The sequence below is a fragment of the Streptomyces sp. NPDC026417 genome (genome assembly GCF_055567695.1).
The window spans coordinates 521,700-546,762 of the sequence record NZ_JBVHPY010000002.1 but is presented as its reverse complement, the minus strand read 5'-3'; the positions used below and the strand labels follow the sequence as shown (position 1 = coordinate 546,762).

Sequence of the window (25,063 nt, the reverse complement as noted above, 5' to 3'; positions counted from 1 at the left end):
ATCAACCACAACCCACAACTGCCATGGTCCTTCCTCACTCACACCGGCCTGACCATCCATCCAGCACACCCACCGAACTTACGAAAAGATCAGTAAGAGGTCGTTTTCTCCCGATGTTTCATCCCGCAATGGGTGTTTGATCCCGTGGTGTCGGGTCGCGCCAGGAGATGGTGGCTTCGTCGGTGAGGCGGCGGGCCATCAGATCGGTCATGGCCAGCTGGATCATGGCTTCGGAGCGGGCTGGGACGGTTTCGTAGTCGCGGGCCAGGCGGCGGTGGAACATCAGCCAGCCGTAGGTCCGCTCCACGGTCCAGCGTCTGGGCAGCGGCGTGAACCCCTTGGTGCCGGGGGCGCGTTGGACGATTTCCATGTCGATGCCAAGGCGGGCGTGGTGACCGGGAGAAGGACGTCGACGAAAGCGCCGGCGTCGAGCTGGGTGAGCGCAATGCGGTGAAGCTCCACGTCGCGTGCGGGATACGGATGATCTCCTGGTCCTGGGCGACGGGCCAGTGCTTCGTCTCGGCAAGGGCAGGGCCTCGATGGCCTGGTCCGTGTCGCACAGCACCGCCAGGTATGTCCGCTGCCGCTGATTCAGCGCGTCCCACGCTGCTTGGGCCTTGCTCGCCACCGCCGTTCCCTTCCCTACTGGGCGGACGCTGCCGCCGTTGTCAGTGCCCGGCCGACGCGTCGGCTGGCTGCTGCTACTGAGCGGACGCGTCGCGCAGCGCCGCGGTGGTCAGCCCGATGACGCCGGCGATGGCGCGCGCTTCGTCGCGCAGCTCGTACCGGAGGACGACGACCATCACGCGTCCGCTGTCGTCCTGGGCGCGGAACACCTCTTCGGCACCCCACTTCGTGTCACGCGCCGCGGTCGCCCGTTTCGCCCGCCCTTGTGCCGGCCCGTCGGAGTGCTACGGCGAGGTGGGAAGGAGCGGGGAGCGGAGCACGAGCAGGGTGATCTCGCTGGGGGCGAAGACGCGGAACGGTGGTCCCCAGAAGCCGGTGCCGCGGCTGGTGTACAGGAGGGTGCGGGTGCCGTGCCGGCTGAGGCCGGCGAGGGCGGGCTGGTCGATGCGGACCAGGTGGTGGAAGGGCCAGATCTGGCCGCCGTGGGTGTGGCCGGAGAGCTGGAGGTCGATGCCGTCGGCTGCCGCCCGGTCGACGAACTTGGGCTGGTGTGCCAGGAGCAGGACGGGCAGGTCGGGGTCGGTGCCGGTCAAGGCTCCGGCGAGGTGGGCGCGGTGCCCGGCCAGGCCCGAGGACTCGGCCGTGACGTCGTCCACGCCGGCGACCACGAGGGTGTCGCCTCCGCGTTCGAGTAGCACATGGCGGTTGCGCAGCGGCTCCCAGCCCAGCTCGTCCATCAGGTCGACCCAGCCCTGGGCCTCGCTGTAGTACTCGTGGTTGCCGGTGACGTACACCCGGGCCCGGGTGGCCCGCACGGTGGCGAGTGGGGCGGCCTGGGCCCGGCGGCGTTCGGCCGTGCCGTCCGCGATGTCGCCGGTATGACAGACCAGGTCGGCTTCCAGAGTGTTCACCGTCTCGCACACCCGTGCCGACCAGCGCGTGCGATCGAGGGGACCGTAGTGGGTGTCGGTGATGAGGACGACGCGGAGGCCGTCCAACCCGGCACCCAGCCGGGGGAGTTGCACGTCGAGCCGGCGCACGCGTGGCACGCGGCGGGCTTCGGCGTACCCCCAGGCGAGGAGTGCGGCGGTCACGCCGAGGACGGCCCACGTGACGATGCGGGCCCGGTCCTGGCTCTCGCCGACGCCGGCCACGGTCAGGGCGAGCCGCAGCAGGACGCCGAGCAGAACGGACCAGGTGAACAGAACCCAGCCGGCGCCCAGCAGGGTGTCACCGACGATCGCCGCCCGGTCCTGCTGGCGCCGTCCGTGGCCGCGCGTCATCGCGAGCGGCATGGCAACGAGGCCGAGGGCGAACAGGGCGGTGCCGACCAGAATGACGGGCAGCGGCCAGTGCTGGCCGGTGTGCAGGAACACCCAGCAAGGCACGGTCCACAGCAGGACGGGAGCGATCAGGGGGATGTAGCGCATCAGGCGGTGCAGTCGGCCCTGCCGCGGCACATGCGCTTCGCTGTCGGCGGGTCGGGTGTCGCTGGTGTCGGTCATGCTTCCCCTCCCTGACCGGGCTGCCGTCTCGCGCACTGTATCCGGTCGCCCTCGGGCCCGCCGGACCGGCGTTCACGGGCGAAGATTCTCGAGCGAGTCGGGGGGGGGGGGGGGGGGGGGGGGGGGGGGTGCCCCCCCCCCCCCCCCCCACCCCCCCCCCCCCCCCCCCCCCCCCCCCCCCCCCCCCCCCCCCCCCCCCCCCCCCCCCCCCCCCCGCCGACTCCGTACCGGAGCCGGACTCGTGTCACGCCGTCAGCGCTGCAGTGTCAGCAGACCCGGACGGTAGGGCAGGAGGCCGTAATCGCCGCCGGAGTTGGGGCTGCGCCCCTGGTAGAGCAACTGCAGATGGCAGGGATCGACGGTCATGGTCTGATCGGCGCCGGTACGGATCAGTTCGCCATGACTGATGTCGTTGGTCCAGGTGGCGCCGCTGTTGGCCTTGCCGGCGAAGGGATTGCTCTCGGTCGCGGCCTGGGGTGTCCACGAGCCGTTCAGACTGGTGGCCGTGAACGAGCGGAAGTAGCGGCCCTGCGAGCCGATCGCCTCGACGATCATGAGGTAGCGGTTCTGGCCCTGCAGCTTGTAGACCTGCGGGGCTTCGAACAGGTTGTTCGTCGTGTCGCTCATGATCACGGTCGACGTCGTGCCGAAGCTGCCCGGGAAGTTCCCGATCGGCATGCTGGCCCGGTAGATCTTGCCGTTGTCACCGGCGAAGAACAGGTACATGTTCGTCCCGTCACCGATGAGCGTCTGGTCGATGGGTCCTGTTCCGGAGCCGGAGATGCTTCCGGAGAAGAGGGTTTGCGGGGACGACCAGCCGTTCGGGTTGGTGGGGTCGCTCGACGTCCGGTAGGAGAAGGCGGTCGCGCCCCACTGGTAGGTGAGCACCCAGATGTTCTTCGGCGCGAAGTAGAAGAGCGTGGGCGCCACGGTGGAAGCCGACATCGTGTTCTGGCTGGCCGAGGCCATCTCCGACCAGTCGGTGAACAGGCTGAAGTTCATCGAACCCCAACTCGTCCCCGTGTCGTGTGTCGTCGCGTAGACGAGTTGCCTGCCGTTGTAGGGGACGACGGTGAAGTCCTTGAGCGAGACCCACCCCGGCTTGGGCTGCGCCAGCGCGCCCGTCGATGTCCAGCGGTATGTCGACGGGAGGTCGCACGGGCCGGGGTTGTCGCCGCCGACCTTGACGAGCTGCCACTGCTGGTTGGTGCCGCCCCAGTCGTCGTACTGGACGATGTTCGCGTTGTCGGCGGTGGAGGCGCCCTGCACTTCGAGAGCCTTGTTGCTGTGGCGCGAAACGAGCCGCACGTAGCCGTCCGAGCTGTCGGCCAGCCGCCACTGCTGGTTGGTGGCGTTCAGGTCGGACCACTGGACGATCGATCCGCCGTTCGCGCTGGACCAGTTGTAGACGTCCAGCACCTTGCCCGAGAGGCGGGACTTGATGCGTTAGTAGCCGCCCCCGGAATCGACGAACTGCCACTGCTGCTGGCTCTGATCGTTCCTGGTCCACTGGGTGATGCGGGCGCCGTCGTTCGTCGCCATATTGTAGACGTCCAGGGCCTTGCCGCTGTTGCGGTTGACCAGCACGTACGAGGCGTTGGGGTCCACCGTCGCCGCGGCGGCGGGCTGAGCGCCGAGGAAGGCGGCCACGATCACCAAGGGCGCGAGCACGGCGAGTAAGCGTCGTAGCCGGACCAGGGCGGGATGGCGAAACCACATCAAGGGGGCCTCCATTGGGGGCGTGAAGCGGGGCGGGAGGGGGAGCGGTGACCGGATGGACCGCGGAGCGGACGTGCCGGGGCGAGAGGAGGGCGATCTCGAAAGTTTCGGGAGATTTCCGAATGCTTCGACGGCACAAGCTAGGAATGCGGGGCCCGTCGGTCAAGGCCTAGGACTGATCTGTCCACAAACAGCGTGTGCCTCCTGCGCCTTACAAGCCGTCGAGCCGACCTGCCCCTCCGCAGTTCACGGCCGTCATTCGCCTTTCCCGGGGGCCTGCTTGGGGGGATGTGGTCGAGCGAGGGCGCCTCCCGCATTCCCGCCCTGGCTCCGGCCTCGCCCTGCGTCATTTGTCAACGGCGACGCCGGAGGGGCCGTGAGGGAGCACGCTCCGGCCCGTGCAGTTCAGAAAGTTTCGATTGAAAATCCGAAACTTATTTTGCGATGAGTATTGACGATGCCCCGTCAACGCTCAATCATCCGTGTCTGGGACACCGGCCGCAGTTCGGTATATCGAACCACTCCGGCGGCGAGCAATGCCCTGAGAACCGTGTGCCGCACGGCAGACCACGTACAGCCGCAAGACAGTTCCGCGCACCAGCCGCAAGACAGTCCAGCGCAGGCGTGACAGATCCGCGCACCACAGCACCTGTGCCACCCGCGCGACAGATCCGCGCGTCCACGGCACATGCGTCACCCATGTCGTTCCAGTGAGATGCGTAGCAGCGATAGCCCAGTGGAGATCGTCCGATCCCACGTCCGCGGTGTCCGGTGATCCCGTGCTGCCGCGTTCAGGCCAGCCCCGTCCGTCTCCGGAACGGGAGCGGACGACACGTTCCTCTTCGCTTCCGTCCTTCCGTGATGTCCACCTTGGAGGCACAGTCATGGGCTCCTACGCCCTTCCCGGACCCCACCTACGCCGGAAGATCCGCGGCTTGCTGCTGGCGCTGGTCGTCGGCGTCCTCGGTGCGGTGACCGTACTGGTCGCGCCGCCGCCCGCACACGCCGCCGAGAACACACTCGGCGCCGCGGCGGCGCAGAGCGGCCGCTACTTCGGCACCGCCATCGCCTCGGGCAAGCTGGGCGACTCGGCGTACACGACGATCGCCGGCCGTGAGTTCAACATGGTGACGGCCGAGAACGAGATGAAGATCGACGCCACCGAACCGCAGCGCGGCCAGTTCAGCTTCGCTGCCGGTGACCGCGTCTACAACTGGGCGGTGCAGAACGGCAAGCAGGTGCGCGGCCATACGCTGGCCTGGCACTCGCAGCAGCCGGGATGGATGCAGAGCCTCAGCGGCAGCGCACTGCGCCAGTCGATGATCGACCACATCAACGGCGTGATGACCCACTACAAAGGCAAGATCGTCCAGTGGGACGTCGTGAACGAGGCCTTCGCCGACGGCGGTTCGGGAGCCCGGCGTGATTCCAATCTGCAGCGCACCGGCAACGACTGGATCGAAGTCGCCTTCCGCACCGCCCGCGCAGCTGACCCGGCCGCCAAGCTCTGCTACAACGACTACAACGTCGAGGACTGGACCTGGGCCAAGACCCAGGCCATGTACGCCATGGTCCGCGACTTCAAGCAGCGCGGCGTGCCCATCGACTGCGTCGGCTTCCAGTCGCACTTCAACAGTGGCAGCCCGTACAACAGCAACTTCCGCACAACTTTGCAGAACTTCGCGGCCCTCGGCGTCGACGTGGCCATCACCGAACTCGACATCCAGGGCGCCTCGGCCACGACCTACGCCAACGTCACCAACGACTGCCTGGCCGTCCCGCGCTGCCTCGGCATCACCGTCTGGGGCGTGCGTGACATGGACTCCTGGCGGTCGGGGGACACGCCGCTGCTGTTCAACAACGACGGCAGCAAGAAGCCCGCGTACACCGCCGTCCTCAACGCCCTCAACGGCGGCACCACGACCCCGCCTCCCTCAGGCGGCGGACAGATCAAGGGCGTCGCCTCCGGCCGCTGCGTGGACGTGCCCGGCAGCAGCACCACCGACGGCACCCAGCTCCAGCTGTGGGACTGCCACTCCGGCACCAACCAGCAGTGGACGTACACCTCCGCCGGCGAGCTGCGGGTCTACGGCAACAAGTGCCTGGACGCCGCCGGCACGGGCAACGGCGCCAAGGTCCAGATCTACAGCTGCTGGGGCGGCGACAACCAGAAGTGGCGCCTCAACTCGGACGGATCCATCGCCGGCGTCCAGTCCGGCCTCTGCCTCGACGCCGTCGCGGGCGGCACCGCCAACGGCACGCTGATCCAGCTCTACACCTGCTCGAACGGCAGCAACCAACGCTGGACCCGCACCTGACGGGACCCGCCACATGCGAGAGGGGGAGGTCGATGAAGACCTGCGGTGCGGCTTCCCCGTTCTCTCGTGGACCCGGATCGCCGCCGTGGCGGCGGCGGCCTGCGCGATCGGCATGCTCGGCGTGGTGCATCCGGCGCCCGCCGCGGCGGCGACGGCCATGTCGCTCCAGTGACACGCGCGCACCACGGAGTGGAGCCAGGATGATCCTGGCTCCACTCGGTCGACGACTCTCCGTTCGAAGATGCCGCGCGCCCTCGATGCCGAGCCTGGCGAGGGCAGTGGGTAGATGCCGGCGGGCACCCTCGGTGGGACCGGCCTCGTGCCACCGGTCACATTGAGGCTTTTCCAACCTGGTTGCGTAGCACGTCGGTTGGCTGAAGGCCGCGTTGAGGAAAAGGTGAAGCTCCTGGTAGATGGGTTGTCGACCAAGATCAACCTGTCCGCCCGGAGCTTCACGTGCTTGTCTACCCATCGGGGATCGATCTGTCCAACTCGACCCTGCGCTACCTGTCCGACCTGCTGAGAGCCCGGCGGCGTGAGCGCGGCACGCGCTGGCGCCGCCTGACCGCGGACCGACAGGCTCTGCTCACGCTGGCCCATTTGCGTTGCGGGCACACGTACGACCAGCTCGCGGCCGGCTTCGGGATCGGGCTGGCCACCGTCTACCGGTACATAGTCGAGGCGGTTGAGGTCCTGGCCGCCCTCGCCCCCACCCTCCAGCAGGCCATGACCGTCGCCGCCAACAAGGCATTCGTGATCCTGGACGGCACCCTGCTGCGCATCGACCGCATTGCCACCGACCGCCCCTACTACTCTGGAAAGCACAAGCGCCACGGCATGAACGTCCAGGTCATCGCCGACGCGTTCGGGCGCCTGCTCTGGGCCTCACCTGCCCTGCCAGGTGCCGTCCACGACATCAAGGCCGCACGCACCCACGGCATCATCGAAGCTCTCACCCAAGCCGGCATCCGGACGTGGGCCGACAAGGGATATCAGGGAGCTCAGGGGACGATCCGGGTGCCTTATCGGGGCCGCTGGAGCAGGCTCCCAGCCGGGAAGCGGGCGGTGAACTCCTCCCACGCCAAGATCCGAGCCGTCGGAGAGCAGGCCAACGCCACCCTGAAGAGTTGGCGGCTCCTGCGCAAACTCCGTTGCAGCACCACCCGCATCACCGACATCGTCAAAGCCGTCCTGGCCTTGCACCTCGCCACGGCAGCCTGAGATCGCTGCGGCCGGAGGCATGGACAAGGACAGCGCCACCATCCATGACAGCAAGGGAGACCGCTCACCGTGACAGACGTCAGAGTCACCTACGACAAGACCGTCAACGCAGCGTACGTGTACCTCACCGAACCGCAGGCCCGCGTGAAGTCCGCGCGCATGTATCCCTGCGATCCAGTGGACGTCGACGGCATGATCAACCTCGACTTCGATGAGCAGGGCCGCCTCATCGGCATCGAGGTGTTGGCGGCCAGTTCAAAACTGCCCGAGTACCTGCTCCAGTCCGCGGAGCGACTTGACACCGAAGGTGCATGACCAGCCGAGCACCACGCTCGCGGCGAACAGGTTGAAAAAGGCTCAGTGCCGTGCGGATCGCGTCGACCACGGCGGTGACGTCGTCGTAGTGAAGCCGTGTGGGGTCGTCGGTTCCCGGGCGCTGCGCGAGAGCCCGGGAGGCGAGCTCCACGCCGCGCAGTGTGCGGGCGAACTCGTCCGCTCCCGGGCGCTGCTGGACGGTCCAGGTACGCAGCAGGCCGCGCAGCCACGGCTGCCGGATGGTGCGAAGGTCGACGGTCTTGGGCTGCCGGATGCCGGCCGGGGTGCGGGAGCACTGGCCGAGCGCCCGCAGGTCCAGGACATCGTCCTGCGTCGGCGCGGTGCCGGTGTACTGCGCATGGCCCGCCCTGACCGCCGTACGCACGCGGCCGAGCATCCGAAGGACCGCGTCGGTGGAACGGGCACATCTGCTGGTCCGTGATGCCGCCGATGAGCGTGCCGGTCTCAGCCAGGTCCCGCACCATGCGGCGGACCTGCGGGGGTTCGAAGATCCGCAGCCACGGATCCACCTGCTGCAGACCGTAGAGGACCTCCCAGCGCAGCAGCAGCTCGGGCAGTGGCAGGAGACTGACCTGGTGCGGGGCAAGATACGGGGGCTGCTGCGCCGCCCACGGCGCCACGTTCGCGTCCGGGTGAGTACGGCGGTGCTCACGGAAACGCTGCGCATGATGCCGGCACAGGCCCCGGCCGTACAGGCCCGGCAGTGGGCAGGCAGGAGCCGGGCAGGCAGGGGTATCGGCATACGGGACGGCGGTGTCCTCCCACCGACCGGCGGTCTTGCGGGTGGAGTGGGTTTTCCACTGGGTGTAGTGCGTGACGCACAGTTCCTTGCAGTGGCGGGGCCGAACACAGCGCTGCCCTTCCTTCGTGAAGCCGCACGGCTCCGGAACACCGCCGAAGGCAATCCGGTTGCGCGCCGGCACAAAGGCCCGCGCGAACTCCGCGTCGGGCAGCGGCGACTTCTTCTGCCCCTCCTTGCAGAAGGGGCAGAAGATGTTGGCCGGTGAGACCACGGTGTCGCACACCGCCGTACGACACAGCGACACCGAGCTGCGCGGCTCCTGCACACTCCCGGTGAAAAGCCAGCAGTCCGGCCGCCACTCCGCCTTCACACTCCGCACCTCTTCGAGGGCCGCGGTGAGCTTCTGCTCGAACTCGTAGGCCTCCTCGACCGTCTCGGGCGCGAGGCGGGTCTGCGACTCCTCGTCGGCCGTGGCGCGGACGACCTGGATGGCTTGGTCCAGCTCGAACTTCATCGCGTCGAACTCCGCCTGATGGATCACCGAAGTAATGCCACAGGTGACGCCACCGCAGCCGACGGTCGGCAACCTGCATGAGATGACCGAGCAACCGCCACAGTGCGGACTGGCGACGTCCGAAACTGTGATCATCAGGTCCTTAATCTGGCCCGCAATGCCGCCGCTCTCGGAGACACCCGCGTCCTGCGACGCCTAGCCGAAGCACGAAAAGCAGCTGAGGACTGGCAGGGCGCTGAAGCCCTGTATCGAGAAGCTGCCGACTTTGGAGACAACGACGCCCTGCAGCCCCTGGTCCAAGTGCAGGAGGAGGCCGGAGATGATGAAACGCCGAAAACCTCTACCGGCAGGCCGCTGATGCCGCACTGGGCCCCCTACACATCACCGAATCTGCGTGCACAGCTCCGAGGCAGATGGCGGTGCCGTACATGGTCCAGGCAGGGGCGTTGACGGCCTCGGGCTCGGTGCTGTGCGTGTCGCTCCAGGGCGTCGGGGGTGTGGCGGGGCCGCGCCGGCTGCGCGGCCCCGCGTGGACCTCTGCTGGGGGTCTCGGGTCAGCGGTCCTGGGCGAGGGCGTACAGCTCGCCGAGCAAACTCCCCTCACTCGCGACGAGTTCGTCGAAGGAGCCCTGCTCCCGGACGGTCCCTTGGTCGAGGACGATCACTCGGTCGGCCATTCGCACGTTGTCGAGGCGGTGGGTGACCACCACAGTGATCCGGTCCGATGCCATGGTCCGCAGCTCCTGGAAGATCTGGTGCTCTCCTCGAGCGTCCATCTCACTGGTCGGCTCGTCCAGGACGAGCACTGCCGGCTCCCTGTACATCGCTCGCGCGCAGGCCAGTCTCTGCCACTGACCTCCGGACAGCTCGTGGCCGCCCCACACCGACCGGGCGAGCAGCGTCTGCAGTTCCTTGGGGAGTTCACGCAGGGCCTTGGTCATGCCGACCCGTTCGGCCACGTCCCAGATCCGCTCGTCGCCGTGCTCGCGGGGCTGGCCCAGGGTGATGTTCTCCCGGGCGGCGAGCGGCCAGTGCCCGTTCTTCTGGGGCACCAGGCCCACGTGCCGCCACACCGACTCCGCGTCGGCGCCGGCCAGGTCGGTGCCGTCCCACAGGACCTTGCCCTCGGTCGGGACGGTCAGTCCGGTGATCATGCGGATCAGCGTGGACTTGCCGGCGCCGTTCTCCCCGACGAGAGCGACGACTTCGCCGCGGTTCAGGGTGAGGGTGATCGGCTGAACGGCTGCGGCCTCCTTGCTCGGGTAGGTGTAGGAGGCGCCTTCCAGGCGGATCTGCTGCGGGGGGTTGGCCCGCGCGGTGCCGCGGGCTGTGGTCATGGCGCGGACCTCGTCGATGAACTCGTAGTAGTCGGAGAGGTAGAGCCCGTGGTGGAACATGACCGTCGAGTATCGGATGATCGAGTTCAGGGCGCGGCCGGCGGTCTGGGAGGCGACGACTGCGGTGCCTGCGATCGCGGTCGTCATGCCCCCGGCGAGGACCAGGCCGGCGAGCGAGGCCCACATGCCGAGGGTGAACAGGCCGCCGAGCGAGGCGGCCAGCAGCGTGATCCGCAGATACGGGCGCGCCCCGGCGACCTCCCGCATCTCGACCCGGTCACACATGGACCGGTACCAGAAGTGCAGGTAGCCGCGCATGGTGTTGGCCCGCAGCTCGTCGGCGAGCTCGGCCGTCGTCAGCCACCAGCGCATCATGCCGCGGACATTGCGGGCGGAGACGGTCTGGTCGTGGACGCGGTAGTCGACCCGGGCGGCGATCACGCCGCCGAGGCCGCGGGGGACGACGGACAGGAGCAGCACACCGAGGAGCAGTGGGTGCAGGGTGGTGAGTACCACGGCTGCGGAGGCGAGCTGGACGACTCCGTTGGTGAGGGTCTTGGCGTCGTCGGCGAGGTCGACGGCGCGCAGCGCGCCGATCTCCGCCGCCTGGCTCCGGTCGCCGAACCCTTCCGCGTCGTAGGCGGCGAGTTCGGCCCGCATGTGGAGATCAACGAGCTGCAGGTCCGCGGCGGAGGCGATCTGCGGATTCAGACGCCGGGTTGCCCAGTCCGCGAGGATCCACATGGACGCTCCGGTGGCCATCGCGAGGACGGCGACGGTCAGCGCCGGCCACGCATGGGCCAGGCCCTGGCGGGGGTCGCCGACCATCAGCTGCGGCAGAGCCTTCGCAACGGCGGTGAGCATCACGGCCGTACCGATGCCGGACAGCAGCTGGCATACGACGATCGTCAGGGCCATGCGCCGGTCGACGCTCCAGGCCAGGCGGGCCGTCTGGCTCAGGGCCGCGGGGATGCGGCGGGTCATGTCCCACAAGGTGGCGTCGTCCATCGCCCGCCGGTGTTTGCGCCCGTTGTAGTCGAGCTCCGGCGGCGCGGAGGGCTGCGGAGGGCCCGTCCGCGCGGCCGGGACGGACGCCGCCTCACCGTTGACGTCTGCTGCGCCGGCGGCCAGGGAGTCGGTGCGGTGGTGTGATGCGGTCATGCGAACACCCCCGCCATCAGCCTGTCCAGGGTGCGCCGTCCGCGTGCGGCGAAATGGGGGTCGAAGCGGCGCGCCCTAGTCAGGTCGAGCCGCCAGACGCGGGAGTTCTCGCGCCGGTGGCTGACGTCCTTGACGGCAGGACGGGCTCCGTTTGCCCGGCTGGCCCATGCGAGCACCGCGGGGGGCGGAGGGGTCGGGTTGGTCATGCCCCCCACCCCGATGACGGTCGTGATGCTGCGGCGAACAGGACGCGGCGGGCATCGACGGGCCGCCGGTGCGCGAGAGCCTCGACGGCCGCAGCAGGAGGGTTCTCAAGGACAGGGTGAAAGGTGGCCAAGCGGACGGGATTCACGGTTCTCCTCGGTTGCGGAAACGGGGCAGAGCACCCGGACAACGGACCTGATCACAGGGCCGCTACGGGCAGCCGCGGGCGACGAGTCGAGTAAAGGTTCGACGCCGGGACGCGGACGGCAAGCGCCGTCTGCGTGGGCGGCTCCTCTCACTTCGTTCGATTCACACGTTTCGGGGAAGACGGCGGGACGGTCGCCCGAGCGGCGGATTGCATGACGCGTCGACAGCACCCGTCTCCTTCGGTGCGATGTGGCTGTGCTCTGCGGACGGACCCTCGTCCACGTCACTGACAATCCGCGGTCATCAGCACCGTGATCCGGTCATCCCGAGCGCGCCCTGCCGCCAGCCGCCACCCGCGAATCGGAGGTCTCTGAACTGGGGTGATGGCGGGAAAAAGGATTCGCGAACTCACCGAACGGGCCCGGAATCCGGCGCCCGCGAGAGTGGCTCGATCTGGTTCGCGGCCGGGTGAGCGCCCGGAGCGTCACCCCATGGACGGCCGCGACAGCGGCTAACATCAGCAACCTCCGACGCGGCCGACACCCGCCCGGGTGATGTTCTCGCGATCCGTGCCCGCGCCCGCAGATCAGCCGCTGCGTTCGAACGTGCCTCCCCCCGCTGCGTTCTTGGGGAGTTGCGCCGCGCACGAGGTCACTACTAGGCAGCGTCTTGTCGATCACTTGTCGAGCCAGATGAGGGTGCTGGCGAGGGTGATTGCCGCGTGGTGGCGGACGGAGTGTTTGTCGTAGCGGGTGGCGATGCCGCGCCATTGCTTGAGGCGGTGGGAGCAGCGTTCGACGACGTTGCGTCGCCGGTAGACGGTCTTGTCGAAACGGCAGGGCCGCTCACGACGCCTGGCCCGACCGGCGAGTTGGTCGACCCGTTCGGGGATCGTGGCCTTGATGCCGCGCCTTGGAGGTAGGCGCGGAAGGTCCGGGACGAGTAGCCCTTGTCCGCGATGACCCGCTCGGGTCGCACCCGCGGACGTCCGGGACCGCCCTTCGCGACGTGGATCAGGCTGATCACGGTCTCGGCCTGGGTGCAGTCGTTGCGGGTGCCAGCCGTGAGCACGAATGCCAGGGGTCGGCCGCGGCCGTCACAGGCCATGTGGATTTTGCTGGTCAGCCCGCCGCGGGAGCGTCCGAGGGCCCGTTCGTCGAGCCCCCTTTGGCGGCGGTGTGCTGGTGGGCCCGCACGATCGTGGAGTCGATCGAGACCAGCCAGTCCACCTCACCTCGAGTCTGGGCGGCGGCCAGGAGACGGGCGTAGATTCCGTCGGCGGCCCAGCGGGCGAACCGTCCGTGGACGGTCTGCCAAGGCCCGAACCGCTCGGGCAGGTCCCGCCCGGGCACGCCGGTGCGGAACTTGAACACGATGCCTTCCAGCACCTGACGGTGATCACACCACCGCCCGCGGGCACGGCCCGCCGGTGGCAACAACGGCTCGATCACCGCCCACGCGGCATCAGACAACTCAGCTTCCCTCACCACCGGACCAACGATCTGATGATCGGAAAGACACCCCCTAGGCCGTTTCTTCTGGATCACTCGCGTAGTGGCTGGTTGTCAGTACGGGGTGACGATGTGATCGCTCCGCTCGAGGGACGTGGCACGCTGCGATGGCCTCGTCCCAGGCCGAAGGCAGACCACAAGTGGCTCACCGCCTCCCTCGTTCATCCGCCCGAGCACGTGATCGCCGCCGCGTTCGACCAGGCCCACGCCCGAGACCGGGACCATCTGCGCAATTGGGTGGTACTGGTCGACGGGGCCCGCCACCAGCTTGAGTTGATCCAGACCGAAGCCGGCCGGCGCCATCTCGAGGTGCGCGTCCTGCTCGACTTCGTCCATGTTGCCGAGGACGTCTGGGGCGCGGCACACTGCTTCCACAAGGTGGGCACGCCCGAAGTCGAAGCCTGGGTCGCCGGCCATCTCACCACGATGCTCCACGGCCAGGCCGCCCGCGCCGCCGCCGAGATCACCGCTCAGGCCGATGAGGCAGGGCTGCACGGGACCCGGCGCGAGGGAGCCGAACTCCTGCGTCCGCTCCCTCACCGGCCACCTCGACCACCTCCGTTACGACACCGCGCTCAGCGCGGGCTGGCCGATCGCCACCGGCCCGATCGAAAGCGCCTGACGCCACTTGATCGGCGACCGCCTCGACACCACCGGCAGCCGCTGGGTCCTGGACGGCGCCGAAGCCGTCCTCAAGCTCCGCGCTCTCATCGGCAACGGTGACTTCGACGCCTACTAGCCATATCACCTCGCACGCGAGCACGAACGCCTCTACCCAACCCCCGACCAGCACAACTACGAGCTCTCGGCCTGACATGACGCTGAGCAAACGGACCGACCCGCCAAAGTAGCCGATACTCCGGTCCCACCTACAGGTCTCCCGAGGCACTTCCGCTTCGAGTGCACCTTCAGATGGGCCTGCCAGGCCGATAGCGTGTGGTCGTGACGGACCATTCCTATGACGCGGCCGACATCGAGGTGCTCGAGTTCGATGCCGCCGTGCGCAGACGGCCGGGTATGTACTTCGGGGTGGGATCCGGAAATCCGAAGCTGCCAGCCAACTTGCTATGCGCGGTGGGCCGCCACGTGCTTCATCCAGCGGCAAGCGTAGCCGGGGAGCACACACTGCGTGGTCTCCTCGAGATCACCAGCGACAGCAGCTTCACGATATCCATGGACCAGCCGCACGCCTGGCATGACCCCGTTGCTCCCGTCTTCGGATACTTCGGCTCCCTCCTTGGGCCCGAGTGGTGGCTATTGGCTGCTGCTGCCACGCTGTCCGGGCAGGTGACTGTTGAGATGTGGTGCGCTGGGCGCGGGTTGCGCCAAGTCCACACCGGCATCCGGCCTCGCATCGCCCCCCAAGCGTTTCATCCACCACAAGGCAGCGGCACGAGAGTGAGCTTCACCTTCGACCCGGCATATGTCGGGCCGCACTTCGTTTTCCCCGCGGAACTTGAGGACCTCGACCTACACGGTCCACACTGCTCGAAGCCAGCGGGCTTGGGCCACGTCCTGTTCAGGGACGTCCGCCGCGGACGAGCAGCACTGGACGTCTTGCACCGCTGACTCAACCGCGTGATCAGGGACGTCCCTTAAGGGGAACTACACCCTTCCCCTTTAGTCATCATTGCGGTCGTGGCATCTGGGGCATCAGCCAAGGGGGCGTGGCCGCAGTGGCGCTATGGCTGTGGATCCTGGTAGGCGTCACAGTGACCGCGGTCTCGGGGATCGCGATCGACCTGCTAGTCAAACAGATCCGCCGGGAGGACCTCCAGGTGCAGGCGGCTGAAGAGTTTTGGTTTACAGCAGATTCGCGGCATCGTTCCCCCGCACCGATCCGAGGCATTCCCGGCGGGCTCAGAGGGTGTAGGCCCGGGTCGCGAGCCAGGCCCGGGGCGCGGACCGGGCCCGGAGGACGCTGATCCCCGGGGCCCGTGGTGTGCCGGGGCAGGGTCGCCGGCGGAACCAGCCGCGGTCCCGGTCCTGCTCGAGGCCGTCCCCCGTCTCCGGCGGCGTCGCGGTCTCGAGGCATGCCCTTCCGTACGGCCACTGATCCGTAGGTGTTCGCTCCGGTCGGGTTGTTCCTGCTCGGGCGGGCGGAAGCGGTGGCGGGCATATGCGACAGGTGTCGTGCACTTATGCGGCTTACCAGAAGATGCCTGCGTGAAATAGACGACGCTTCCGACGAGCCATCTATGCTGACCCACAGCAGAACAGGGGGAGGGGACAGTCATGGACTGGTTCTGGTGGGTTCTGATCATCTTCTGGACGGGTGGCTTCGCGTGGGCGGCCGACAACATCCGCGCCGCACTGCGCAATCGGCATGAGCGCAAGTTGGAGTTGCTGGAGGCGGCGAAGCAGGAACGTTTGGCCATCGAAGCCGCGCACAAGCCGCCGGAGGCCGTGTGCGGTTGCACGCACCATCTCGCCAAGCACGACAAGCAGGGCCGGTGCCATGAAGGCGTCGAGGTGCCGACGGCCTGGGACGAGAATAAGAAGCCGCTGCGTTACGAGGCCGGCCAATGCAACTGTCAGCAGTACGTGGGACCGCAGCCCCTGTCTCAGGTATTCGCTGAGGACTTGACGGACCGGGCCTGAGGGGGGCACGGCCTCTCACAGCTTGCCCTTGGCCGTGTTGGCGATGAGGTGCCGGTTGGCGGCGCGAGCGGCGTCGCGGTCGGAGAGTTGTTGCCGTAGCTCGGCGATGTGCTGTTCGAGCTGAGGGCGTCGTGCTGGGCGGAGCACCCAAGTAGACGGACTCCGGGGTGATCCAGAACAGGCCCGCCATGGCCCCGCCCCTGCGCTGGCCAAGGCTGTGCGGGGTCTGCTTCTGGCCTGCCATGGTGTCCTCGATCGGTTCTCTGCGTGCGGGTCAACCCGCAGTGTCCGTCAGGGGCACGGGCACGGTGTCCTCTTTCGGCCATCCCAGCCTGGCTCTGACGAGGACCGACAATCGAGCGGTCCAGGCCAGGCTCGCTGATGCCGTGGCTCAGGAAGATGAGGTCGCACGCCACCATGGTCAGGGCGAATCCCGTCAAGCCCATGAAAACCGCGATCGAGATGTGGAATGCGATCGACGTGACCGCGACCCAAGGGCGCAGGCGGGGAACGAGGATACCCAGGGGGAAATACACGAGGAAAATGACCGTTGCGTAGGTGCCGGAGAGGACCAGGAAATCGACACTCCGGGAAAGCTTAACTCGGGAACATACATGACGTAGAAGAGTGCGGTGCCGTCCTGCCAAAGCTTGCCCTGCACCCAGGTCATCGGGGGTCACGACCACATCGGAACGACGATGGGATACGCCGCGATCTAGGGCCGGCCCCACTGATGCCATCGAGGCACATCGAGCGCTCATCGCCCGGCGCCGGGCACTGCGGCCTGCCGATGAATACCGCACCGTGACTCCTGAGGAATGGGGAGAGTTTCTCGGGCCCTTTGCACGCCGCAAGCTCGCCCTGGGCGACTGCGGCCGCGCATATGGAACTGACTGTGCTCACGAGCACGCTTGTGTCCGATGCCCCGCCCTGATCGTCCATGCGACAGCCCCCCCGACTTGTCGAAATCCGCGACAACCTCCTCACGCGCATCATGGAAGCCGAAAGGGAAGGCCGGCTCGGCGAGACCGAGGGGCTGCAGAGCAGCCTGACCCACGCCGAGGAGAAGCTAGCCCAACTCGACGCCCAGATCTCCCGGAAGCAGGAGCCTGTCGACCTGGGAATCCCTACCTTCCGAGAGATTGCTGCTCGCGCTACCGCAGTCTCCACCCCGCCGGATCCTTCGTAAGCGGAATTGCTTCAATGACGCATCGCCCAGGTGCCGGCTCGCCAGCTTCCCGGCCCCTTGAGATCAGAGTTCGGCCGTCCAGATCCCGACAGGATGGTCACGCGAAGGTAGCCACAATTGAGGCTGTGAGTCGCGATGCCTCTCGTCAGCCTGTCCATCCCAATGGAAACGGCCCTCGGCATCGGGCCACGCGACTTGGAGCACGGGGAGAGGCGGCCGCCGGTAGAACCCGATGGCCTGTCCGAAGAAGATCCGGTGCCAGCTGCGATCGACCCGTCTGAGCGCGACTTGGTACTCGTGGATAACACCGGGATGGCTCTGGCCGTCCGCAAGCGCTTCTCCCGCGGCAGACTTCTCTCCGAGCGTGTTGAGCATGCGGTGCATGGCCTGGACATCGAGCCCAAACATGGCGAGTTCAGGTCCGCCGTGCGTGTGCGCGAGGCCGATCGTGTAGGCGAATCCAGGACCGATCTCGTCTTCGGGAACCATCACGACGTGCCATCCGTGCTGCTGCACATGCTCGATGATCGTCAGATCCATACGGTCCGCTTCGTCCCGATCGCCATAGTCATGGCAGAGGACACAGCGGCACTGGAACGGATCATCAGTCATGTTCGGAGGGTACGAGGTGAGCCCTCACGTCGAGCCACTGGGGCTTGGCCCCCTCTCGACGCCATCGCCCTCCGCAACGGCTCGCAAGATCTGTACCACAACCTGTTCTCGCGTACGAAGCAAGGCACGCCGCCATGCAGGCACCAGCAGTTAGGAGAAGCTGCCTCGAATGCCACGACGGCACACCCGCCGACCCCACCACCTACACCCTGCCGTCGGCCAAGCACCAGCTGGCCACCTGACCTCACAAGGAGCATCCCGGTGAGCTTGCACTGGTCATCCCGCCCGAGCACTGCACGCCTCGAACCGCCCGCCGTCCGGCCCGGAGACGCGGCCCATGACATCCAGGTCGTTCGTACGGTGGCGCGCTCCACCTGGACGCCATGAACCACGCTCGCTCTCCGGTGTGTGGGTCGACGGCGGACGGGATGCGAGCAGGAGTCAGTGGTGGATTCGAAAGACCCGCTGGTTGTCAGGCGCGCCATGACCTGACGTGATCGCGGAGGTAATCGGCGAGTTCAGGCGGTTGTAGTGCCAGCGATGCAATCGCTGGCACCTCCAGCGCGACTCGAACTGGCGAGAAGTCCCCTACGTCCGGATCATGCATTTCAGGACCGTTACGGCGGTCCAGATCCATGTCCAGCACGTCAGCGAAGAAGTAGTGACGCACGACTGTGACCCTCTCACCCGGGTCGGTCACGGTGAGAAACTCAGTGACAGGGCCGATCGTGGCGCCGATCTCCTCCATGACTTCACGGCGTAGGGCCGCTTCAAGGTCCGCGTCGTCTGGTTCGACGCCTCCGCCGACGGTCTCGTAGTAGGAAGGCCCACCTGGCCAACCTCGATGCAGGAACACTAGGTGATGGCCATCGAGCAGAACCGCGCGAACGTTGCGCCGGATCTTCATGTCGCGAACATAGCGCGTCCGACCTCGCGAGGAACTCGGTTTGCCAGCCTGAGACTTGGAGAGACGCCGACGGCAAGGGCGCCAGGAGCGTCTGACATCAACGGCTGACACCAGCATGGGCGTACGGCCGATTAACGTCGAACCTCAGCGACAGCCGGACAAGGCTTGAGCGGACACTCACCACGGTCGTCAGCTCACACGCCAAGACTTCGGATGGTCTCCTTCACCAGCTCAATACCCTTGGGTGCGTACCACGAGGTATACGGGGCGAGCTTTGCAACCGCCGCCCCCAGCCACTCAGAATCACCAAGCCGGTCAAGTGCCTTGGCCTCGGTGAGCTCGTTGAACAGCCTCTTGAGCACGATGACGTGGCCACCCTTATAGCGACGTGCGTGATGTGTGTACCGAACCGACCATGGTTCGTAGGGCTCACGCCGGACGCCGAGCAGGGAGCAGCCGTCACGGCCGAAGTCGGCACCGGGCTGTACGAAGATGCCCGCGCCAGGGCTGGCCTGCCACCTCCGGTACGCGGCTCGCATCCTCAACTCCACGAACTGGGTCCACTCAGCAGAGACCAAAGCTGCCGTCTCTCCGCGCCGGTGATGTTCGAGCCCTCCAGGCGTAAGCAGAATGGAGAGGCCGTCCTTCCGCGTCGCATCCCCGATCACCCACCGGTCCCCCACAAGCTCCAGCGGCCCCAAGTGTTCCGGCACAGCATCTCCCCTCTGTCTACGAGACCGGAAACATAACGGACGCCCGGAAAGGACTCATCGGCGGTAGGCTAGAGATCCATTCGTGGTCGCGGTCTGCGGACGACGCCCGTGACGCGCTCGCCAGCGGGATCAGCCGTACGGACGGCAAGGCATCTCTGCTGCTGGCTTTCGACGGCACCCTGCTGGCCCGCCTCGCCCCGCGAGGCCAGCGTCCGCCAGCCCTCCGTCCGGACGATCGGGATCAAGGGCGTCTGGTCCGTAGCCACGGAGGAGCAACGGACCAGAGGCGCCACCCACGATGGCACGCTCGACCTTGTACGCCGCGGCTTCATATTCAGCGGCAGGGGCTCCAGCGGATGGAGCGGCCAGCAGGGCCCGCGCCCCGCGCTCGTCCAGACCGAGCGCCACGGCGGCGTGACCGAGGTCTGCGTCCCTGCGCGCGTCGCGGGCCGGCCAGTACGCGGTCTGCACCGCGAGGACCTCCCTCGCCGGGCCGCGCGGAGTGCCGCCAGCGGCGAGGACTTCGCGAGCTTCCCGATCTCTATTTCCAGCTGGGCCAGCGGCACTGTGACGGCTTCCGGGAGTGGCGCCGCCGAGCGTTCCACCTCAAGGGTGTGCCCGTGCGTGATGCTCGGCATGCGGGGCCGGCGGACTGCACGTCCCCTATGCGCACAGCGGCTGTCAAGCCGGTTCCCGCAATGGGGCGGGTCCAGATGGAGCCGCCACAGTCGGCGACCTTTTCCATCTCCCACCCGTTCGCGGACGGTCTCGCGGTCAGGACCCGGTTCCGCTCCGGATTTGGACCGGCGTCGGCGGCCTGGGCGGCAGGAGCCAGCAAGGTAGTGCCCGCGATCGACGCCAGAGCGGCGCCGCCGGCCAAGGCCGCACCGTGCCCAAGCACGGTGCGACGCGCAATGCCAGCGCTCATGAATGTGACCCCGATTCAGGAAAGGACGACAGAGACGGCTTGGAACAAGGCATACGGGAGGGGAATGAGGAGCGTGCCCATGAGCCACGGGCGCAGCGGCCTGCGGCGATGAGAAGGGATCAGGACATCAACGACGAGGACCGCCAGCAGGACCAGCGCGCCGGTGACAGCCAGCGCAAGTCCTGCCAGCCCAACCCGGTCGCAATCGGCTCCGCAGACTGCGAAGAGCGTGCTGGGCTGCCCGTCGACGAACCCGCCCCTGAACAGCCGGTGGTTCAGCAGCCACCAGGCGCTGTGCAGGGGCACCATGGCGAAGACGCCAAGAAGAACGTTCGCCCCGACCGGGACTCGAGCCGACCCGACCGTCATCCGAGGTGCTCGCGCATCGGTGCGTAGTACTTCTCAAAAACGCGGTAGAGGCCCATGCGCTTCTTCCCTTCCTTTTCTACATCCGCGGTCGTGCCCTGGTATCGGATCAGAATCTCCTCGGTATCTGCATCCGAGGTACTGAGGCTAGGCCGGGGCAGGTTGATGAGTGACGCGTGGTACACGTCACGTGCACATAGGGCACGGTCGCCATGGTGAACCAGTTGTTCGTGCGCAGCTTGTTCCAGATCTCGAACAGCTCGTTTTCCTTGTCAGGGCTACGCTGTGACGTACCGGACAGGGACACTTCGAAGGGGTCGACGACGGGGTCGAGTCCGCGGGCGGCCAGTACAAGGTGGGTATTTACGGGCCTCGTAACGTGTGCTCGCGTGTCTCTGATCGCGAGTTGGCCGGTGCCAGCTTCATCTGAGGCGGGCACGGCAGTATGCCACCCGGGATGAAACATTCAGAGACATGGGGCAGCGACGAGAATGGCTGCCGCCGGCGCTACTGCCTACGGCTGGCCTCAATGCACGAAAGGTCGACTCTGGCTACGTGAAAACCGGCCACTGCGGCACGGCAGTGCACTTCCCCCATGGCGACGCCATTCCCCCGTTTTAGGTGATTGGGTGCCACCGGCGGAGTAGTCAGGACCGCCGGAATGCAGAAACCACCATAAGCACATCGCAAGATCCAGGAACAAGACCCCGCGCACAGCTTGGCCGGAAGCGGCCCATCGACAGGCAAGACGGCAACGGGGCCTTCTCAGCGAGACGCCAGTGAATGAGCACGCCGACAACCTCCTCGGCACGGGCGCCCCCGCACCGTGATCGTCAAGGGCCACCGGAAGAAGCTGCGCCGACCCCTCAAGTCCCCGCTCTGGAAAGGCATCCCCTTTTCAGGGCCGCGCCCGGGGAAACGGCCACGGTCGCTTGGAGATCCGCCGGACCAAGGCTGCCACTGTCAACAGCCTCTCTTCCCCGAAACCCGGATCCAAGCGTCGGCGCATCGACAGAGCAGCAGGACCGCCAGCAAGGCGGCCTGCCCACCGGCCTACTCGCCCGGCGGAACTCGAACGAAGCCCTCAGTCCAATTGTCCTCATCGAGCTACAGGCATCGAAGTAGAAGCACTGCGGTTCATCACGGAAGCCTGGTAGCAGTCGAGCCTGCCGCCTACGTCCTCCAACCCGTTCGTGGCCTCCAGCGAGCCCGCGTCCGCAGCATCGCGCTACCTACCGACGACCTGCGCCCCGACGGCCACGCCACCCGGCAGCTCACCTTCGACGCCGGAGATGACAAACCCCTCGCGATCGAAGCCGTCGCCGACCGCGCTCGAGCCCGCTTCGGCCAGCAGGTCCTCTACCCCGCCGCCCTCGCCATTACCCCCCAACGGCGCAGGCGAAGAACGGTGGTGGCTAACGCCGGTCCGCCGCGTCGAGACGACCGTCTCGCGACGGCTCCCACCTACCCGAGCAGAACTGCTCCCCCTACCTCCAGTGGGCGGGGCAGGAGTCGGCGGTGTGGTCCGGCCGGAGGTTCTTCTCGACGGATCGCTCCCCTCAGCTCCTGAGCTTGGCGAGCACCTCAGACGGGTGCCGTGCCGCTCGCTCATCAGTGGCTGCCGGCGGGCCCGCAGGTTCCGTATGCTCGGCGTTGCCTGCCTGCACAACCTCGCCCTCGCCGGATGACCAAGCAATCAGCCAGGTCAGCAACCATGCCCGATGTGACGCCGACCGATGGTTAGCCATCGCCCCGTTTCGACCGCCCAAGACAGACCTCAACGCCTGTCGGAGGCCCAGCCGCTCGTCCTAGTTCGGTGACCCGCGTCACACCCGGCTCCTGTCAGCAATCGGGGCGCCGTCTCGTTCGAAGAGCACGCGAACGAGACAGGAGCAACGCTATGAAGCACCGCATCGTCGTACTCGGCGCCGGATATGCCGGGGCCTTCGCCGCCGGAATCCTGGCCCGCCGGCTCTCCCCCTCGGATATCGAGATCACCGTCGTCAACGCCGTGCCCGACTTCGTTGAGCGGATGCGGCTCCACCAGCTCGCGATCGGCCAGGACCTCGCGTTCCGCAAGCTCGCCCACGTTTTCGAGGGCACCGGGGTGCGGCTGCGCCTGGCGCGCGTCACCGGCGTCGACCCCGGGCGCAGGACCGTCGCTGTGACCGGCGAGGACGGTGATGGCGAGCTCGCGTACGACACGCTTCTCTACGCGCTCGGCAGCTCCGTAGCCCACCATGGCGTCCCCGGCGTGGCCGAGCACGCCTTCGACGTGACCGGCCGGTCCTCGGCGCTGCGTCTGCGCGAGCGCCTGATTGGACTGGGCGTGGGCAGCACCGTGCTGGTCGTCGGTGAGGGGCTGACCGGCATCGAGACCGCCACCGAGTTCGCCGAGTCCCGGCCCGACCTCTCGGTCGCGCTCGCCGCCCGCGGCGAGCTGGGCGTCTGGCTCTCCCCGAAGGCCCGCCGTCACCTGCGCCACGCCTTCGACCGGCTCGGCATCGCCGTCCACGAGCACACCGACATCGAAGCCGTCGAGCCGACACGGGCGATCGCCGCCGACGGTACATCCATCCCGGCCGACGTGACCGTGTGGTCGGCCGGGTTCGCCGTGCACCCCATCGCGGCCGCCAGCGGCCTGGAGGTCGCCGAGACGGGCCAGATCGTCGTCGACCGCACCATGCGCTCGGTCTCCCACCCGGACGTCTACGCCGCCGGTGACTGCGCCTACGCGATCGGCGAAAACGGCCGGCCGCTGCCGATGTCCTGTGCCTCGGCCGGCGTCACCACCATGCAGGCGACCGCCGCGATCATCGCGCGCCTGACGGGCAGCGAGGTCCCGACCACCAGGCTGAAGTACCACGGCAACCACATCAGCCTCGGGCGGCGGGACGCGATCTTTCAGATGGTGGACGCAGAAGTCGGGGCGAAGTCCTGGTACCTGGGCGGCCGGACTGCCGCGCGGCTGAAGTCGGGCGTACTCAAAGGGGCCGGGTAGGGCATCGCCCACCCGACCTTCGGCATGCCGAAGCCCAAGCGCCGCCTGGTCACCGCGCCTGACCGGGCCGGTGTAAGGGCCGCTGCATAGGCTGTTCAGCATGGACAGCGCAGCCATCGATCGGTTCGAGGCCAGCCGGGGCCGGCTGGCCTCGCTCGCGTACCGTCTGCTCGGCTCGGCCGCCGACGCCGAGGACGCCGTGCAAGACACCTTCCTGCGCTGGCAGGCCGCAGACCGCGAACGGGTTGAGGTGCCGGAAGCGTGGCTGACCAAGGTCGTCACCAATCTCTGCCTGGACCGGCTCCGCTCGGCGCAGGCGCGCCACGAGCGAGCGGCAGGTACCTGGTTGCCCGAGCCGCTCCTTGAGGGCGATCCCATGCTCGGCCCGGCCGACACGTTCGAGCAGCGCGAATCGGTGTCCTTCGCCGTCCTGACCCTGATGGAGCGGCTCTCGCCGGCTGAACGGGCCGTCTACGTCCTGCGTGAGGCCTTCTCGTACAGCCACGCCGAGATCGCCGGGATCCTCGACATTACCGAGTCTGCGAGCCAGCAGCACATCCACCGGGCCCGGATCCGGGTCGCCGCCGAGCGCCGCCGCGACGGCGAGGTCGACCCCGCGTCCGCGCGCCGGGTCGTCGAGGAATTTCTCGCCGCTGCCACGTCGGGGCGCACTGAACGGCTGGTGGCGCTGCTCACCGACGACGTAACGGCGGTCTCGGACGGCGCCGGACTGGGCACGCGGCTGTTGCGGTACAAGACGCGCGAGCGGGTCGCCTCCTACGTGCGGGCCGGCTTCAAGCCCACGCCGGCGAAGCGGCGGCTGGCCGGTGGCTCGCCCGCGATGCATATCGCCCTGGTCAACGGCTCCCCGGCCGTCCTCGCCGTGGTCGACGACCGGATCGTGGGCGCTGTGGCGTTCGAAGTCAACGACGGCAAGGTCGCGTCCCTGCTCGGCATCGCCGCCTCGGACCGGCTCGCGCGCCTCAACGAGGCCTGGCAGCAGCACGAACCCGACGCGCCGGTCATCAACGCATGGTGACCGGAGCCACCGGAGTAGCCAACGACGAATCGTCACGGAGGGCTAACCAGGACGGATCACAGCGCCCCTGGCCACCTATCGCTCGAAGTCACACCCGCAGCTCGACGAGAAGGTCACCGTACTGACCGTCCTCCACGCCGACGCGGGGGTGCTTCGGCGTTGTTCGGCGGAGCCAGAGGATGGCGCCGTCCTCCCCGCCGACGCTGGGGTGCTTCGCGGTCCACGCCAAGGAGGACTGGTTCGGTGAAGTCCTCCCCGCCGACGCAGGGGTGCTTCGCTTGAGAGGACCGCTTCTCGCTCACAGTGGTGGCACCGGCCGTTTCAGCCATCCTGCCCGCACACTGGCACCGTCGCCAGCACCGGTA

Annotated in this window: 19 protein-coding genes and 4 pseudogenes; 10 read left to right on the top strand and 13 right to left on the bottom strand. The window is 67.7% G+C overall.

The genetic code is table 11. The annotated features are described in order from the left end of the window. Window positions 1-118: 118 nt before the first annotated feature. From ACZ4NT_RS05215 to ACZ4NT_RS05200, 4 genes and pseudogenes are all read right to left on the bottom strand, one after another. A pseudogene (locus ACZ4NT_RS05215) lies at window positions 119-394 on the bottom strand (transposase); the annotation flags it as partial. A gap of 307 nt (window positions 395-701) precedes the next feature. Further along, window positions 702-836 carry a hypothetical protein gene (locus tag ACZ4NT_RS05210; RefSeq protein ID WP_467723551.1) on the bottom strand — a complete coding sequence of 45 codons (135 nt, stop codon included), beginning with the start codon at window positions 834-836 and terminating at the stop codon, window positions 702-704. A gap of 75 nt (window positions 837-911) precedes the next feature. Then, on the bottom strand, window positions 912-2,132 hold the full coding sequence (locus ACZ4NT_RS05205; protein WP_467723550.1) for a metallophosphoesterase: 1,221 nt from the start codon (window positions 2,130-2,132) through the stop codon (window positions 912-914). Between the two features lie 252 nt (window positions 2,133-2,384). Continuing rightward, window positions 2,385-3,851, bottom strand: a pseudogene (locus tag ACZ4NT_RS05200) (non-reducing end alpha-L-arabinofuranosidase family hydrolase). Window positions 3,852-4,735: 884 nt separating this feature from the next. On the opposite strand from ACZ4NT_RS05200, the gene ACZ4NT_RS05195 reads away from it, so the two are divergent. The 6 genes from ACZ4NT_RS05195 to ACZ4NT_RS05170 all read left to right on the top strand — a co-directional run bounded on the left by ACZ4NT_RS05195 (window position 4,736) and on the right by ACZ4NT_RS05170 (window position 8,887). Next, window positions 4,736-6,169: an endo-1,4-beta-xylanase gene (locus ACZ4NT_RS05195; protein ID WP_467723548.1), complete on the top strand. Its 1,434-nt coding sequence runs from the start codon at window positions 4,736-4,738 to the stop codon at window positions 6,167-6,169. 13 nt (window positions 6,170-6,182) lie between these two features. Continuing rightward, entirely contained in the window at window positions 6,183-6,341 is a 159-nt protein-coding gene (locus ACZ4NT_RS05190; protein WP_467723546.1) for a hypothetical protein, read from the top strand. A 284-nt stretch (window positions 6,342-6,625) separates the two neighbouring features. Continuing rightward, window positions 6,626-7,390: a transposase family protein gene (locus tag ACZ4NT_RS05185; protein WP_467723544.1), complete on the top strand. Its 765-nt coding sequence runs from the start codon at window positions 6,626-6,628 to the stop codon at window positions 7,388-7,390. Between the two features lie 69 nt (window positions 7,391-7,459). Next, window positions 7,460-7,705, top strand: coding sequence for a DUF2283 domain-containing protein (locus tag ACZ4NT_RS05180; protein ID WP_010988952.1), 246 nt, complete (start codon window positions 7,460-7,462; stop codon window positions 7,703-7,705). A gap of 88 nt (window positions 7,706-7,793) precedes the next feature. Continuing rightward, window positions 7,794-8,147, top strand: coding sequence for a hypothetical protein (locus ACZ4NT_RS05175; RefSeq protein WP_467723541.1), 354 nt, complete (start codon window positions 7,794-7,796; stop codon window positions 8,145-8,147). Between the two features lie 488 nt (window positions 8,148-8,635). Then, window positions 8,636-8,887, top strand: a complete 252-nt coding sequence (locus ACZ4NT_RS05170) for a hypothetical protein (RefSeq protein ID WP_467723540.1) — start codon at window positions 8,636-8,638, stop codon at window positions 8,885-8,887. 649 nt (window positions 8,888-9,536) lie between these two features. Here ACZ4NT_RS05170 and ACZ4NT_RS05165 read toward each other — a convergent pair. The 4 genes and pseudogenes from ACZ4NT_RS05165 to ACZ4NT_RS05150 all read right to left on the bottom strand — a co-directional run bounded on the left by ACZ4NT_RS05165 (window position 9,537) and on the right by ACZ4NT_RS05150 (window position 13,882). Next, a complete protein-coding gene (locus tag ACZ4NT_RS05165) occupies window positions 9,537-11,480 on the bottom strand; it encodes an ATP-binding cassette domain-containing protein (RefSeq protein ID WP_467723538.1) in 1,944 nt (647 codons plus the stop codon). Beyond that, window positions 11,477-11,686 (bottom strand): hypothetical protein, encoded by a 210-nt coding sequence (locus tag ACZ4NT_RS05160; RefSeq protein WP_467723536.1) that lies wholly within the window; start codon window positions 11,684-11,686, stop codon window positions 11,477-11,479. The genes ACZ4NT_RS05165 and ACZ4NT_RS05160 overlap by 4 nt, the downstream gene beginning before the upstream one ends. An 821-nt stretch (window positions 11,687-12,507) precedes the next feature. Continuing rightward, window positions 12,508-13,321 (bottom strand): annotated as a pseudogene (locus ACZ4NT_RS05155) (IS5 family transposase). Between the two features lie 75 nt (window positions 13,322-13,396). Then, complete coding sequence (locus ACZ4NT_RS05150) at window positions 13,397-13,882, bottom strand: hypothetical protein (RefSeq protein WP_467723534.1); 486 nt, start codon at window positions 13,880-13,882, stop codon at window positions 13,397-13,399. A gap of 402 nt (window positions 13,883-14,284) precedes the next feature. Between ACZ4NT_RS05150 and ACZ4NT_RS05145 the strand changes: the two genes are divergently transcribed. After that, entirely contained in the window at window positions 14,285-14,911 is a 627-nt protein-coding gene (locus ACZ4NT_RS05145; protein ID WP_467723532.1) for a hypothetical protein, read from the top strand. A gap of 666 nt (window positions 14,912-15,577) precedes the next feature. Continuing rightward, window positions 15,578-15,943 carry a hypothetical protein gene (locus ACZ4NT_RS05140; protein WP_467723530.1) on the top strand — a complete coding sequence of 122 codons (366 nt, stop codon included), beginning with the start codon at window positions 15,578-15,580 and terminating at the stop codon, window positions 15,941-15,943. A 15-nt stretch (window positions 15,944-15,958) separates the two neighbouring features. Here the strand turns inward: ACZ4NT_RS05140 and ACZ4NT_RS05135 are convergent, their stop codons facing one another. From ACZ4NT_RS05135 to ACZ4NT_RS05115, 5 genes are all read right to left on the bottom strand, one after another. After that, complete coding sequence (locus tag ACZ4NT_RS05135) at window positions 15,959-16,090, bottom strand: hypothetical protein (protein WP_467723528.1); 132 nt, start codon at window positions 16,088-16,090, stop codon at window positions 15,959-15,961. Window positions 16,091-17,195: 1,105 nt separating this feature from the next. Continuing rightward, entirely contained in the window at window positions 17,196-17,744 is a 549-nt protein-coding gene (locus ACZ4NT_RS05130; RefSeq protein ID WP_467723526.1) for a DUF4262 domain-containing protein, read from the bottom strand. A gap of 472 nt (window positions 17,745-18,216) precedes the next feature. Further along, window positions 18,217-18,651, bottom strand: a complete 435-nt coding sequence (locus ACZ4NT_RS05125) for an NUDIX domain-containing protein (protein ID WP_467723524.1) — start codon at window positions 18,649-18,651, stop codon at window positions 18,217-18,219. A 194-nt stretch (window positions 18,652-18,845) separates the two neighbouring features. After that, window positions 18,846-19,364 (bottom strand): hypothetical protein, encoded by a 519-nt coding sequence (locus tag ACZ4NT_RS05120; protein ID WP_467723522.1) that lies wholly within the window; start codon window positions 19,362-19,364, stop codon window positions 18,846-18,848. A gap of 943 nt (window positions 19,365-20,307) precedes the next feature. Beyond that, a complete protein-coding gene (locus tag ACZ4NT_RS05115; RefSeq protein WP_467723520.1) occupies window positions 20,308-20,601 on the bottom strand; it encodes a hypothetical protein in 294 nt (97 codons plus the stop codon). Between the two features lie 1,957 nt (window positions 20,602-22,558). Here ACZ4NT_RS05115 and ACZ4NT_RS05110 point away from each other — a divergent pair. Further along, window positions 22,559-23,749 (top strand): annotated as a pseudogene (locus tag ACZ4NT_RS05110) (NAD(P)/FAD-dependent oxidoreductase). A gap of 10 nt (window positions 23,750-23,759) precedes the next feature. Next, a complete protein-coding gene (locus ACZ4NT_RS05105) occupies window positions 23,760-24,698 on the top strand; it encodes a sigma-70 family RNA polymerase sigma factor (RefSeq protein ID WP_467723518.1) in 939 nt (312 codons plus the stop codon). Window positions 24,699-25,063: the final 365 nt, after the last annotated feature.